Annotated in this window: 11 protein-coding genes; 1 reads left to right on the top strand and 10 read right to left on the bottom strand. The window is 58.6% G+C overall.

Features of this window, described 5'->3' with window-relative positions; genetic code table 11:
- Window positions 1–83: 83 nt before the first annotated feature.
- A complete protein-coding gene (locus tag ACP7EW_RS14645) occupies window positions 84–536 on the bottom strand; it encodes a PaaI family thioesterase (protein ID WP_038850334.1) in 453 nt (150 codons plus the stop codon).
- Window positions 533–1,009, bottom strand: a complete 477-nt coding sequence (locus tag ACP7EW_RS14640) for a PaaI family thioesterase (RefSeq protein WP_426217893.1) — start codon at window positions 1,007–1,009, stop codon at window positions 533–535. Before ACP7EW_RS14640 ends, ACP7EW_RS14645 begins: the two co-directional genes overlap by 4 nt.
- Window positions 1,010–1,165: 156 nt before the next feature.
- Here ACP7EW_RS14640 and ACP7EW_RS14635 point away from each other — a divergent pair, with 156 nt between their 5' ends.
- On the top strand, window positions 1,166–1,417 hold the full coding sequence (locus ACP7EW_RS14635) for a hypothetical protein (protein WP_010211724.1): 252 nt from the start codon (window positions 1,166–1,168) through the stop codon (window positions 1,415–1,417).
- Window positions 1,418–1,507: 90 nt separating this feature from the next.
- Here ACP7EW_RS14635 and ACP7EW_RS14630 read toward each other — a convergent pair whose 3' ends face one another.
- The 8 genes from ACP7EW_RS14630 to ACP7EW_RS14595 all read right to left on the bottom strand — a co-directional run bounded on the left by ACP7EW_RS14630 (window position 1,508) and on the right by ACP7EW_RS14595 (window position 12,870).
- Window positions 1,508–2,245 (bottom strand): DUF599 domain-containing protein, encoded by a 738-nt coding sequence (locus ACP7EW_RS14630; protein ID WP_033897634.1) that lies wholly within the window; start codon window positions 2,243–2,245, stop codon window positions 1,508–1,510.
- 144 nt (window positions 2,246–2,389) lie between these two features.
- Window positions 2,390–3,703 (bottom strand): branched-chain amino acid transport system II carrier protein, encoded by a 1,314-nt coding sequence (gene brnQ, locus ACP7EW_RS14625; RefSeq protein ID WP_033897633.1) that lies wholly within the window; start codon window positions 3,701–3,703, stop codon window positions 2,390–2,392.
- A gap of 309 nt (window positions 3,704–4,012) precedes the next feature.
- Window positions 4,013–4,894 (bottom strand): succinate--CoA ligase subunit alpha, encoded by an 882-nt coding sequence (gene sucD, locus ACP7EW_RS14620; protein ID WP_010166265.1) that lies wholly within the window; start codon window positions 4,892–4,894, stop codon window positions 4,013–4,015.
- Window positions 4,894–6,060 (bottom strand): ADP-forming succinate--CoA ligase subunit beta, encoded by a 1,167-nt coding sequence (gene sucC, locus ACP7EW_RS14615; protein ID WP_003210567.1) that lies wholly within the window; start codon window positions 6,058–6,060, stop codon window positions 4,894–4,896. Before sucC ends, sucD begins: the two co-directional genes overlap by 1 nt.
- 204 nt (window positions 6,061–6,264) lie before the next feature.
- A complete protein-coding gene (gene lpdA / locus ACP7EW_RS14610) occupies window positions 6,265–7,701 on the bottom strand; it encodes a dihydrolipoyl dehydrogenase (protein WP_033897632.1) in 1,437 nt (478 codons plus the stop codon).
- A gap of 99 nt (window positions 7,702–7,800) precedes the next feature.
- Window positions 7,801–9,027, bottom strand: coding sequence for a 2-oxoglutarate dehydrogenase complex dihydrolipoyllysine-residue succinyltransferase (gene odhB / locus ACP7EW_RS14605; protein WP_177001957.1), 1,227 nt, complete (start codon window positions 9,025–9,027; stop codon window positions 7,801–7,803).
- Between the two features lie 44 nt (window positions 9,028–9,071).
- On the bottom strand, window positions 9,072–11,903 hold the full coding sequence (locus ACP7EW_RS14600) for a 2-oxoglutarate dehydrogenase E1 component (RefSeq protein WP_016979562.1): 2,832 nt from the start codon (window positions 11,901–11,903) through the stop codon (window positions 9,072–9,074).
- Between the two features lie 262 nt (window positions 11,904–12,165).
- Window positions 12,166–12,870: a succinate dehydrogenase iron-sulfur subunit gene (locus ACP7EW_RS14595; protein ID WP_003172807.1), complete on the bottom strand. Its 705-nt coding sequence runs from the start codon at window positions 12,868–12,870 to the stop codon at window positions 12,166–12,168.
- Between the last annotated feature and the right edge of the window lie 10 nt (window positions 12,871–12,880).

The following is a 12,880-nucleotide window of genomic DNA, read 5'->3' as shown; positions in this document are numbered from 1 at the left end:
CAAACTCCAATTGGATGGCAGTGGCCGCGCCCTTGAGGGTTGGCGGCGGGTTGTCATCAAAGTTGGGGGCTAAGACCAGGATTTCAAGGGCGGCTCTGTTCCTCGATCTTGAAATGCGCACGAGCAGTGGCGATGGGCTCGGCTGCCGTGCTTTGCCAGGCTGTGATCGCCACGTTCGCCACCCGTCGGCCCTGGCGCCACACCTGGCATTTGGCGTAGGTGTCGCGAAACTGCCCGGCGCGCAGGTAATCCAGGGAAAAATCGATGATTTTCGGGATGCCCGGCGCGCCCGTGAACACCAGCAGGTGCAGGGCCGCCGACAACTCCATAAAGCCTGCGATCACGCCGCCGTGCAGCGCCGGCAATATGGGGTTACCAATATTGTCCTTGTTGGCCGGCAGGCGGAACAGCAGCTCATCCCCCAGCCGCGTGCACTCAATGCCGATGAGCTTGGCGTAGGGAATCAGGTTGAGCAGCGCCTCGTAATCGCCACGCTCATGGGCCTGCTCCAGGCGGGTCTTGAATCGGTGCGTCATGCCTGCTCTCCCTTGACCGTACTGCCCAATCCTTGGGTGCCCTTGAGGCGTTTGCCCATGCGCATGAACGTGCCCACCACATGGGCAATGGGTTGCTGGGGGTCGTCCTGATAGGCAAAGCCACGGGTGAAGATCACGTCGGTGGTCACCCGGTAGCATTGAGCGAACCCATACACGGGTTTGTGGGGTGCCGCGGGATGCATGTAGTCAACGCGCAGGTCGAGGGTCGGACACACTTCGAATTCCGGCAGCACACACAGGGTGGCCATGCCGCAGGCGGTGTCCATCAGGGAGGTCAGCGCGCCGCCATGGATCACGCCCGACTGGGGATCACCGACCAAATGCGCCGCGTAGGGCATGATCAAGGTGATGCCCTCCTCGCTGGCCTGATGAGCGGTAATGCCCAGCACCTGACAATGGCGCAAGGCTGAAACAAAGCGCGTCGCACGCTCTAACAGGGGGTTTTCGGTCATTCGTTCCAGACTCTTATTAGTGTTGATTCGCGGAAGGGGTGGGCGGGCAAAAGTTCCGGTTAGTCAGGGATTTATATATCTATGGAATAAAAGGAACTAATGCCGAACCGCCATGCTCGAAAGGCCAGTAGATATCTTCAATAAGGAGAAACACCCATGCGCAAGACTTTAGCTATTTCCATGATGCTCGCCGCTGCCCTCGGTCTCGCTGCCTGCGACAAAAAATCCGAAGACAAAGCCCAAGACGCCGCCGCGCACTCTGAGCAAGCTCAGAAAGATATGGCGAAGGCTCAGGATAAAGTGAACGACGCTGCGAAAGAAAACGCCGATGCTGCCAAAGCTCAGGCTGAATCGAACGAAGCCGCCGCAAAAGAAGCAGCACCTGCTACCCCTGCCACCGGTTCTTGAGACCGCGGCTTGAAATAGCTTGGCTGCAAAAAGAAAGCCCGCTTAGATAGCGGGCTTTTTTTGTCTGGCGTTTTTATTTAAAGGCCTTAGTTAGCCCACTTCTTTAGCCGGCTCCGGCGGCGGCGTGTCCGTCTGCGTATACACCATCACTTGCAGCACGTCGGAATGAAACTCCCGACGGTACAGCACCAACACCACCCCACTGCTCATCAACATGAACAACCAAGGACTGACAAACCACGCCAGCATGGTCATGCCGAAGTAATAAGAACGCAGGCCGAAGTTGAACTGGTTGGCCGCCATGGAAATCACCCGCGCCGCGCGCAGGGCAAACGCATTGCGCTCCTGCTCCGACACATGCCGCTCACCGATCATCGGCGCCGAGCCCACCAGCACCGCCGCGAAGTTGTACTGGCGCATGCACCAACTGAACGTGAAGAACGCATAGACAAACACCAGCGCCAGGCACAACAGCTTGATTTCCGACATGCCCTGGGACGCCTGCTGCACCATGGGGATATCCGCCAGTAACGACACCGCGCGCTCTGAAGCGCCGAGCACGGTGAGAATGCCAGCGAGGATGATCAAGGTGCTGGAGGCGAAGAACGAGGCATTGCGTTCCAGGTTGCCGATCACACTGGCGTCGGCGATGCGGTTGTCGCGCAGCAGCATGCGGCGCATCCAGTCTTCGCGATACAGGTGCAGCACACTGGCCAGGCAGGCCGTGTCGCGGGCTTTCCAGGTGGCATAACGGGTGTAGCCACCCCAGCACAGGACGAACCAGAGCGCGGCAAGCAGATGGATCTGATTGGTTTCGATAAACGACATGCGGGTCCTTATGACGAGCGCGTTTCAACTTGAAGTTTTCCTAACCCCTTCGACGTTAGCCCAAGCTAAAAGACACTGCCTGACGCCCAAAAAAAATGCCCCGTATCGATTGATACGGGGCATTTCGGCAGAGCCTTCAGCGGATCAAGCGATCGCTTCGCTGCGCTTGCCAAGCATCCGATCAATCACCACAGCCACCACCAGGACCATCACCGACGGCACCAGCCAGGCCAGGCCTTGCTCACTCAGCGGCAGGTTGGTCAGTTGCGCCGGCAACCAGTCTGCGAAACCGGCGCCCTTGAGTGCGTCGATGCAACCAAAGATGAACGACACCAGCATCACCGGACCGACAATGCGGCCCTGCTCTTGCCAGAAGTCTTTGCAGAAGCTCAAGGCCACCAACACGATGCACGGCGGGTAGATCGCTGTGAGCACCGGAATCGAGAACGCGATCAGCTTGGTCAGGCCCAGGTTGGACACGAACAGCGAGAACAGCGCCAGGATCACCACCAGCGTCTTGTAGGACAGCGGCAGGATACGGCTGAAGTACTCGGCGCACGCGCAAGTCAGGCCCACGGCAGTGACCAGGCACGCCAGGGAGATCAGCACGGCCAGGAAGCCACTGCCCAGGGAACCGAAGGTGTGTTGCACGTAAGCATGCAGCACCGCAGCGCCGTTGCTCGCGCCCGCGGCAACCGCATGGCTGCCCGAACCCAGGCGGAACAGGCTGACATACACCAGCGCCAGGCCCACACCGGCGATCAGGCCCGCGATGATCGCGTAGCGGGTGATCAGCTTCGGCGACTCCACGCCACGGGAGCGAATGGCGTTGACGATCACGATGCCAAACACCAGGGCACCCAGGGTATCCATGGTCAGGTAACCATTGATGAAACCTTGGGAGAACGGTGCAGCCACGTACTCCGGCGTGGCGACGCCCACTTCACCGGCCGGCAAGGCAAAGGCGGCGATACCGAGGACGGCCAGCGCGATGATCTTCAGCGGTGCGAGGAAGCGACCGACGGTGTCCAGCAAACGCCCTGGGTACAGGGAAACGAAGAACACCACCAGGAAATACACCGAGCTGTAGAGGAACAGCGCCAGCGGACTTTCGCCGGTCAGCGGCGCCAGGCCCACTTCAAAGGACACGGTCGCGGTACGCGGGGTGGCGAACAGCGGCCCTACCGCCAGATACGCCGCCGCCGCGAGCAGGCCACCGGCGATCTTGCCGATCGGGCTGCTCAGCGCGTCCATACCGCCACCGACCTTGGCCAGGGCGATCACGGTGACCACCGGCAAACCCACTGCGGTGATCAGAAAGCCCAGCGCTGCCATCCAGACATGAGGCCCAGACTGCAAACCAACGATAGGCGGGAAGATGATGTTACCGGCGCCCACGAACAGGGCAAACGTCATAAAGCCCAACGCCAGGACATCCTGGCTTTTCAACACTTTCATTTCGGGAAATACCACACTACTGAATCGGAATTTAGAGAGGGATTCCCTATGGATGAGGGAAATACTGCCGGCCCTTATGGGAGCCGACCGGTCTAGCGCGGGGCTTCCTTTTGGGATGCGCACGCATAAAGAGGCGGGTAGGTTACAGAATCGGGCTGACAAACGCACTGTTGCGGGGCGGACTGTCCGATAAGCGACATCTTAATGTCGCGTTTTCATACTTAAATGATGGTTCAGCAAACCCCAGAAAGCACAAAGGCCACCCGAAGGTGGCCTTTGTGTGGATGAAGCGTCAGCTAAGCGCGAGGCTTACTTGACAGCCCAACCGGTCAGCTCGGACAAAGCCTTGCCGATGTCTGCCAGCGAACGCACGGTTTTGACGCCTGCGTCTTCCAGGGCAGCAAACTTCTCGTCTGCAGTACCCTTGCCGCCAGAGATGATTGCGCCAGCATGGCCCATGCGCTTGCCAGCAGGGGCAGTCACACCAGCGATGTAGGAAACAACCGGCTTGGTCACGTGTGCCTTGATGTAGGCAGCCGCTTCTTCTTCAGCCGAACCGCCGATCTCACCGATCATGACGATCGCTTCGGTCTTCGGGTCTTCCTGGAACAGTTTCAGGATGTCGATGAAGTTCGAACCTGGGATCGGGTCACCGCCGATGCCGACGCAAGTCGACTGACCGAAACCGGCGTCAGTGGTCTGCTTCACAGCTTCGTAGGTCAGGGTGCCGGAACGGGAAACGATACCGACTTTGCCTGGCAAGTGAATGTGACCTGGCATGATGCCGATCTTGCATTCGCCTGGGGTGATCACGCCTGGGCAGTTAGGGCCGATCAGGGTAACACCCAGCTCGTCGCACTTAACTTTAGCGTCCAGCATGTCCAGGGTAGGAATGCCTTCGGTGATGCAGACGATCAGCTTGATGCCGCCGAATGCCGCTTCCAGGATCGAGTCCTTGCAGAAAGGAGCTGGAACGTAGATCACGCTGGCGGTGGCGCCAGTGGCAGCTACAGCATCTTTCACGGTGTTGAACACTGGCAGGCCCAGGTGTTCGGTGCCGCCTTTGCCCGGAGTTACGCCGCCAACCATCTTGGTGCCGTATTCGATGGCTTGCTGGGTGTGGAAACTACCTTGCGAACCGGTAATACCCTGGCAGATAACTTTGGTGTCTTTATTGATCAGGACGCTCATTACTTGCCCTCCGCAGCTTTGACAACTTGTTGAGCAGCGTCGGTCAGGCTGGTAGCCGCGATGATGTTCAAACCGCTTTCTGCCAGTACTTTAGCGCCCAGTTCAGCGTTGTTACCTTCAAGGCGGACAACAACCGGGATTTTAACGCCGACTTCTTTCACTGCACCGATGATGCCTTCGGCAATCATGTCGCAACGAACGATGCCGCCGAAGATGTTGACCAGTACTGCAGCGACGTTGGAGTCGGACAGGATGATCTTGAAGGCTTCGGTAACGCGTTCTTTGGTAGCACCACCGCCCACGTCGAGGAAGTTGGCTGGTTTGCCGCCATGCAGGTTGACGATGTCCATGGTACCCATGGCCAGGCCAGCACCGTTGACCATGCAACCGATGTTACCTTCCAGGGCTACGTAGTTCAGTTCGAACTTGGCAGCGTGCGCTTCGCGCGGATCGTCTTGCGACGGATCGTGGAAAGTCTTCAGCTTAGGCTGACGGTACATGGCGTTGGCGTCGATGTTGATCTTGGCGTCCAGGCAGTGCAGATCGCCGTCAGCCTTGATCACCAGCGGGTTCACTTCCAGCAGGGCCAGATCGTGATCCTGGAACAGTTTGGCCAGACCCACGAAGATCTTGGCGAACTGGGCAACTTGCTTGCCTTCCAGGCCCAACTGGAAAGCCAACTCGCGACCCTGGAATGGCTGAGCGCCAACCAGTGGATCGATAGTGGCTTTCAGAATTTTTTCTGGGGTTTCTTCGGCGATCTTCTCAATGTCCACGCCACCTTCGGTGGAAGCCATGAACACGATGCGACGGCTCGAACGGTCAACGACAGCGCCCAGGTACAGCTCTTTAGCGATATCAGTGCACGATTCAACCAGGATCTTGGTGACTGGCTGGCCATTGGCATCAGTCTGGTAAGTCACCAGACGCTTGCCCAGCCACTGCTGTGCGAAGGCCTTGGCGTCTTCTTTGCTGCGAACCAGCTTAACGCCGCCCGCTTTACCGCGACCACCAGCGTGGACCTGGGCTTTGACAACCCACTCAGTGCCGCCGATTTTGTCGCAAGCTTCTGCTGCTGCTTCCGGGGTGTCTACTGCGTAGCCCTTGGAAACTGGCAGGCCGTATTCAGCGAACAGCTGCTTACCCTGATACTCGTGAAGATTCATGCTTTTTACCGTCTTCGTTAGGTACTGCGCATTCGGCGCTGCGCTCATTATGAGTGCCGCGCCACCTGTGACTGCTGCTTGCGCAACTTGCGGGGCTCAAGGCCCGTAAAGCTGCGCAAGGCTGCGTCCAGCGGATATTCCGCGGTGAGTCTTGCGCGCAAGGCTCACGACGGGCAACTCCGCCGTGGTTTCTTATTATCTCGCTTAGCGCTTCTTGCGGTTGGCGATGTGGATGGCGCCGCCATTCACTGCCAACGCTGCTTCGTGCAACGCTTCGGACAGGGTCGGATGGGAGAAGACCATCATGCCCAGGTCCTCGGCACTGGTGCCGAATTCCATACCGATCGCGCCTTGCTGAACCAGTTCTGCAGCGCTCGGGCCAATCACGTGGACGCCCAATACGCGGTCAGTCTTGGCATCAGCGATGACTTTGACAAAACCACCGGTGTCGTTGGCTGCCATGGCACGGCCAGAAGCGGCAAACGGGAAGGTGCCGACGTTAACTTCAACGCCTTCAGCTTTCAACTGCTGTTCGTTCTTGCCGACCCATGCAATTTCCGGGTGGGTGTAGATAACCGATGGGATCAGGTCGTAGTTCATCTGGGTCTTGTGGCCCTTGATGCGCTCGACAACCATGATGCCTTCTTCGGAAGCTTTGTGCGCCAGCATCATGCCGCGAACCACGTCGCCGATGGCGTAGACGCCAGGCACAGTGGTTGCGCAGTGATCGTCAACGTGCACGTAGCCGCGCTCGTCGAGGGTCACGCCGCTGTCGGAAGCCAGCAGGTCGGTGGTCACTGGACGGCGACCCACGGCTACGATCAACTTGTCGAAAGTGATGGTTTTTTCGCCATCCTTGTCGGTGTAGTTGACGACAACTTCTTCACCGTTGACTTTCGAACCGGTCACGCGAGCGCCCAGCTTGATGTCCAGACCTTGTTTGGTCAGGGTTTTCAGCGCTTCTTTGGAGACAGCGGTGTCGGCAGCCAGCAGGAACGTGTCCAGGGCTTCCAGCACAGTCACTTCGGAACCCAGGCGGGACCATACCGAACCCAGTTCCAGGCCGATCACGCCAGCGCCGATCACGCCCAGGCGCTTAGGCACAGCCTGGAATTCCAGGGCGCCGGTCGAATCAACGATCACGTTCTGGTCAACGGGAGCAGGCGGGATGTCGATTGGACGCGAACCTGGAGCCAGGATCACGTTCTCGGCTTCGATGATTTCGGTCGAGCCGTCTGGCTTGGTGATTTCAACTTTCTTGCCGGCCAGCAGCTTGCCGTGGCCTTGCAGGGAAGTCACGCCGTTGGCCTTGAACAAGGTGGCAACGCCGGAAGTCAGGCCTTTAACGATGTTGGCTTTACGGCCGACCATTGCTGGTACGTCCATGGTCACGCCAGCATGGTTGATGCCGTGGATCGCGAAGCCGTCTTGGGCTTCGTGGAATTTCCAGGAGCTGTCCAGCAGCGCCTTGGAAGGAATGCAACCGACGTTCAGGCAAGTACCGCCCAGCGCCAGTTTGCCTTCCTTGTCGGTGTATTTTTCGATGCAAGCAGTCGAGAGGCCCAGTTGTGCGGCCTTGATGGCAGCAACGTAGCCGCCAGGACCTGCACCAATCACTACAACGTCAAATTTCTGCGTCATGAAAATAGTTCCTCTATTCAGCGACAAGCTTCAAGCGACACGTTGCAAGCCAAGCTGCTTTTTCCTACAGCCTGTAGCTCGCAACGTGCAGCTGCGTCTTTAGATGTCCAGCAGCAGACGAGCCGGGTCTTCCAGCAGGTTCTTGATGGTCACCAGGAAAGTCACGGCTTCTTTACCATCGATCAGGCGGTGATCGTACGACAGCGCCAGGTACATCATTGGGCGGATCACAACTTGGCCGTTGATGGCCATCGGACGCTGGATGATGTTGTGCATGCCCAGGATTGCGGCTTGTGGCGGGTTGACGATCGGCGTCGACATCATCGAACCGAAGGTACCACCGTTGGTGATGGTGAAGGTACCGCCGGTCATCTCGTCGATGGTCAGCTTGCCGTCACGGGCTTTCTTGCCGAAGCCGGCGATGCCGCCTTCGATTTCAGCCAGGCTCATCAGCTCGGCGTTACGCAGTACCGGCACCACCAGGCCACGGTCGCTGGACACGGCTACGCCGACGTCTGCGTAGCCATGGTAAACGATGTCGCCGCCGTCGATGGAAGCGTTGACAGCCGGGAAGCGTTTCAGCGCTTCAGTGGCCGCTTTCACGAAGAAGGACATGAAGCCCAGGCGTACGCCGTTGTGGGACTTCTCGAACAGATCCTTGTACTTCGAACGCAGGGCCATGACTTCGGTCATGTCGACTTCGTTGAAGGTGGTCAGCATCGCCATGTTCGACTGTGCTTCAACCAGACGCTTGGCCACGGTGGCACGTACGCGAGTCATCGGTACACGCTTCTCGGTGCGGTCGCCAGCGGCGAACACTGGAGCAGCGGCAGCCGGGGCAGCAGCCTTGGCAGGTGCGGCAGCTGGAGCGTTTTTCTTGGCTTCAACAGCAGCAACCACGTCTTCCTTGGTGATGCGACCGTCTTTGCCGGTGCCTTTGACGGACGCCAGGTTGATGCCGTTCTCTTCAGCCAGCTGACGGGCAGCCGGTGCAGCGATCGGGTCTTCAGCGCCAGCAGCCGGAGCGGCGGCAGGAGCAGCGGCGGCTGCCGGTGCAGCAGCAGGAGCAGGAGCAGCGGCAGCAGCGCTGCCCTCTTCAATCGAGCCCAGCACTTGGTTCGACAGAACGGTAGCGCCTTCTTCGGCAACGATTGCGCCCAGCACGCCGTCAGCTTCGGCCAACACTTCCAGCACGACTTTGTCGGTCTCGATGTCGACGATCAGGTCGTCACGCTTTACAGCGTCGCCTGGTTTCTTGTGCCAGGTGGCAACGGTGCCATCGGCAACCGATTCCGGGAATGACGGGGCTTTGATTTCGATAGCCATTATCTGTGGGTCCTTAAAATTCGGTTTCAGTCAGCGCGAAGGCGTTAAACAGTGAAAGCATCTTGCAGCAGTTTTTCCTGCTGCTCGGCGTGCATCGACGCATAACCACACGCAGGTGCAGCAGAAGCATCACGACCGGCGTACTCCAGGTTCAGCGCCTTGTTGTGGTTACCCATGCTGCGACGCAAATGATGCTGGCTGCTGTACCACGCGCCCTGGTTCATCGGTTCTTCCTGGCACCACACCACGTTGGTGAGGTTGGTGTAAGGCGCGATGGCCTCCATCAGGTCGTCTTCCGGGAACGGGTAAAGCTGCTCGATACGCACAATGGCGATGTCTTCGCGGCCTTCGGCACGGCGTTTTTCCAGCAGGTCGTAGTAGACCTTGCCGCTGCACAGGACCAGGCGAGTCACTTTTGCCGCGTCCAGCGTGTCGATTTCTGGAATCACGGTCTGGAACGAACCATCCGCCAGATCTTCCAGGGTCGAGATGGCCAATTTATGACGCAACAGCGACTTAGGCGTCAGCACTACCAGCGGCTTGCGCAGCGGGCGGATTACCTGGCGACGCAGCAAGTGGTAGATCTGGGCCGGGGTAGTCGGCACGCACACCTGTATGTTGTGCTCGGCGCACAGCTGCAGGTAACGCTCCAGACGGGCCGAGGAGTGCTCAGGACCCTGACCTTCATAACCGTGTGGCAGCAGCATGGTCAGACCGCACAGGCGGCCCCACTTGTGCTCGCCGCTGGTGATGAACTGGTCGATCACCACTTGGGCGCCGTTGGCGAAGTCGCCGAACTGGGCTTCCCAGATCACCAGCGCGTTTGGCGTGGTGGTCGAGTAACCGTATTCGAACGCCAGAACCGCTTCTTCAGACAGGAACGAATCGTACAGGTCGAAACGTGGCTGGCCTTCGTACAGGTTCTGCAACGGGATGTAGGTGCCCGCGTCTTTCTGGTTGTGCAGCACGGCATGACGGTGCGAGAACGTACCACGGCCGATGTCCTGGCCGGTCATGCGGATCGGGTGACCTTCGAACGCCAGGGTCGCGTACGCCATGGTTTCGGCGTAACCCCAGTTGATCGGCAGGCCGCCGGCTTGCATCTTCTGACGGTCTTCGTAGATCTTCGCCACTTGGCGCTGAACCACGAAGCCTTCAGGAATTTCCAGCAGCTTGGCGGACAATTCCTGCAAGGTTTTCAGATCGAACGACGTATCGTGACGCGCAGTCCAGGCGTGGCCCAGGTACGGACGCCAGTCGACGAACAGTTCTTTGTTCGGCTCTTTAACCAGGCTTTTTACAACATGCAGACCATTGTCCAGCGCATTGCGGTATTCATCGACCTTGGCCTGAACACGCGCATCGTCAACCACGCCGGCCTTGGTCAGGCTTTCGGCGTACAGCTCACGGGTGGTGCGCTGCTTGGTGATCTGCTGGTACATCAACGGCTGGGTGCCGCTTGGTTCGTCGGCTTCGTTGTGACCGCGACGGCGGTAGCAGACCAGGTCGATCACCACGTCACGCTTGAACTGCATGCGGTAGTCAATGGCCAGCTGGGTCACGAACAACACGGCTTCCGGATCATCACCATTCACATGGAGGATCGGCGCCTGGATCATCTTGGCAACGTCGGTCGCGTACTCGGTGGAGCGCGCGTCCAGCGGGTTGCTGATGGTGAAGCCAACCTGGTTGTTGATGACGATATGAACGGTACCGCCAGTCTTGAAGCCGCGGGTCTGCGACATCTGGAACGTTTCCAGGACCACGCCTTGACCGGCGAATGCCGCGTCACCGTGGATGGAAATCGGCAGGACCTTTTCACCGGTGGTGTCGTTACGACGATCCTGTCGAGCACGGACCGAACCCTCGACCACTGGAGAAACGATTTCCAGGTGGGATGGGTTGAAGGCCATGGCCAGGTGAACTTCACCGCCGGTGGTCATCACGTTGGACGAGAAACCCTGGTGGTATTTAACGTCACCGGAACCCAGCTCGACCTTCTTCTTGCCTTCGAACTCGTCGAACAGCTCGCGCGGGTTCTTGCCGAAGGTGTTGACCAACACGTTCAGGCGACCACGGTGGGCCATGCCGATCACGATTTCCTTGGTGCCGTAGGAACCGGAACGCTGGATCAGCTCGTCGAGCATCGGGATCAGGCTTTCGCCGCCTTCCAGGCCGAAACGCTTGGTGCCCGGGTATTTGGTACCCAGGTATTTTTCGAGGCCTTCGGCAGCGGTTACGCGCTCAAGCAAGTGGCTGCGTACGTCAGCGGACAAAACCGGACGACCGCGCACACCTTCCAGGCGATGCTGGAACCAGTGGCGTTGCTCGGAATCGGTGATGTGCGTGAACTCAGCGCCGATGGTGCGGCAATATGTCTGCTGCAACGCTTCGTGAATTTCGCGTAGGCTCGCTTCCTCTTTGCCGATGAACAGGTCGCCGGCACGGAAGGTCGTATCAAGATCGGCATTGGTCAAGCCGTAATGATTGATCGACAGGTCAGCAGGTGCAGGACGCTTCCAGAGCCCCAGCGGGTCAAGCTGGGCCGCCTGGTGGCCGCGCATCCGGTAGGCCTGGATCAGTCGCAGTACTTCAACTTGCTTCTTCTCGTGCTCACTGCTCACGCTGCCGGCGGAAACCGGTTGGGCGCGGCGCTGGTTCTTTGCCAGCAGCACAAACTGATCGCGAATTGTGGCGTGCGATACATCGGTGGCAGCGTTGCCGTCTGAAGACAACGTCTGAAATTTGGTGCGCCATTCTTCTGGCACAGCGTTAGGGTCGTGCAGGTAGAGCTCATAAAGCTCTTCCACATAGGCAGCGTTACCACCTGAAAGATAGCCGCTGTTCCACATGCGCTGCATCACGCTTTCTTGCATGCTTGGTCACCCTCGATTTGGGGACACCACCGGCGAAAACACCGAGTTTGCTTGCAAAAGGCCAAGTGCAGCGACCAAAACAAGCCACTTAGGATCACGCTGATAGTTCGGGTACCAACCCGAATGCCCCTGCTTGTCTCATTTCTTCAAAATAAGAGCCGCGGCTTTGTAAGTCGCTGCTCAAGTTAAAACTACGGCGCCGGTTGAAGCCTGCGCCGTAGCATTTACGGGCACAACGGTCCTGCTTTTACTACAACGTCAGTTACACGCCGCTCTGCAGCAGCATGTTACGGATGTGACCAATGGCCTTAGTCGGGTTCAGGCCTTTGGGACATACGTTGACGCAGTTCATGATCCCGCGGCAGCGGAATACGCTGAACGGGTCATCCAGCGAAGCCAGACGCTCGGACGTCTTGGTATCACGGCTGTCTGCCAGGAAGCGGTACGCCTGCAGCAGGGCAGCTGGACCCAGGAACTTGTCCGGGTTCCACCAGAAGGACGGGCAAGAAGTCGAGCAGCAAGCGCACAGGATGCACTCGTACAGACCGTCGAGCTTCTCGCGCTCTTCCGGGGACTGCAGACGCTCGATGGCCGGAGCCGGCGTGTCGTTCTGCAGGAACGGCTTAACTTTCTCGTATTGCTTGTAGAAGATGCTCATATCGACGACCAGGTCACGGATAACCGGCAAACCTGGCAGAGGACGAACGATCAGCTTGTTGCCTTTGACCACGGCGGACAGCGGCGTGATGCACGCCAGGCCGTTTTTGCCGTTGATGTTCATGCCGTCGGAACCGCACACACCTTCACGGCAAGAGCGACGATAGGAGAAACCTTCGTCCTGCTCTTTGATCAGTGCCAATACATCCAGCACCATCAGGTCTTTACCACCGGTATCGACCTGGAATTCCTGCATGAACGGCGCAGCGTCCTGATCAGGGTTGTAGCGATAAACACTGACTTTCAACATGGCAGCCACC

This window comes from Pseudomonas sp. DWRC2-2 (genome assembly GCF_049897885.1).
GTDB classification, from domain to species: Bacteria; Pseudomonadota; Gammaproteobacteria; order Pseudomonadales; family Pseudomonadaceae; genus Aquipseudomonas; species Aquipseudomonas azotoformans_A.
The sequence above is the reverse complement of the archived record's forward strand: the minus strand, read 5'-3'. Positions and strand labels throughout refer to the sequence as shown.

Excerpts from the sequence above, each read along its gene's own strand:
- ACP7EW_RS14645 (WP_038850334.1), bottom strand. The coding sequence starts at position 536 with ATGACGCACCGATTCAAGACCCGCCTGGAGCAGGCCCATGAGCGTGGC.
- ACP7EW_RS14640 (WP_426217893.1), bottom strand. The coding sequence starts at position 1,009 with ATGACCGAAAACCCCCTGTTAGAGCGTGCGACGCGCTTTGTTTCAGCC.
- ACP7EW_RS14635 (WP_010211724.1), top strand. The coding sequence starts at position 1,166 with ATGCGCAAGACTTTAGCTATTTCCATGATGCTCGCCGCTGCCCTCGGT.
- ACP7EW_RS14630 (WP_033897634.1), bottom strand. The coding sequence starts at position 2,245 with ATGTCGTTTATCGAAACCAATCAGATCCATCTGCTTGCCGCGCTCTGG.
- brnQ (WP_033897633.1), bottom strand. The coding sequence starts at position 3,703 with ATGAAAGTGTTGAAAAGCCAGGATGTCCTGGCGTTGGGCTTTATGACG.
- sucD (WP_010166265.1), bottom strand. The coding sequence starts at position 4,894 with ATGAGCGTCCTGATCAATAAAGACACCAAAGTTATCTGCCAGGGTATT.
- sucC (WP_003210567.1), bottom strand. The coding sequence starts at position 6,060 with ATGAATCTTCACGAGTATCAGGGTAAGCAGCTGTTCGCTGAATACGGC.
- lpdA (WP_033897632.1), bottom strand. The coding sequence starts at position 7,701 with ATGACGCAGAAATTTGACGTTGTAGTGATTGGTGCAGGTCCTGGCGGC.
- odhB (WP_177001957.1), bottom strand. The coding sequence starts at position 9,027 with ATGGCTATCGAAATCAAAGCCCCGTCATTCCCGGAATCGGTTGCCGAT.
- ACP7EW_RS14600 (WP_016979562.1), bottom strand. The coding sequence starts at position 11,903 with ATGCAAGAAAGCGTGATGCAGCGCATGTGGAACAGCGGCTATCTTTCA.
- ACP7EW_RS14595 (WP_003172807.1), bottom strand. The coding sequence starts at position 12,870 with ATGTTGAAAGTCAGTGTTTATCGCTACAACCCTGATCAGGACGCTGCG.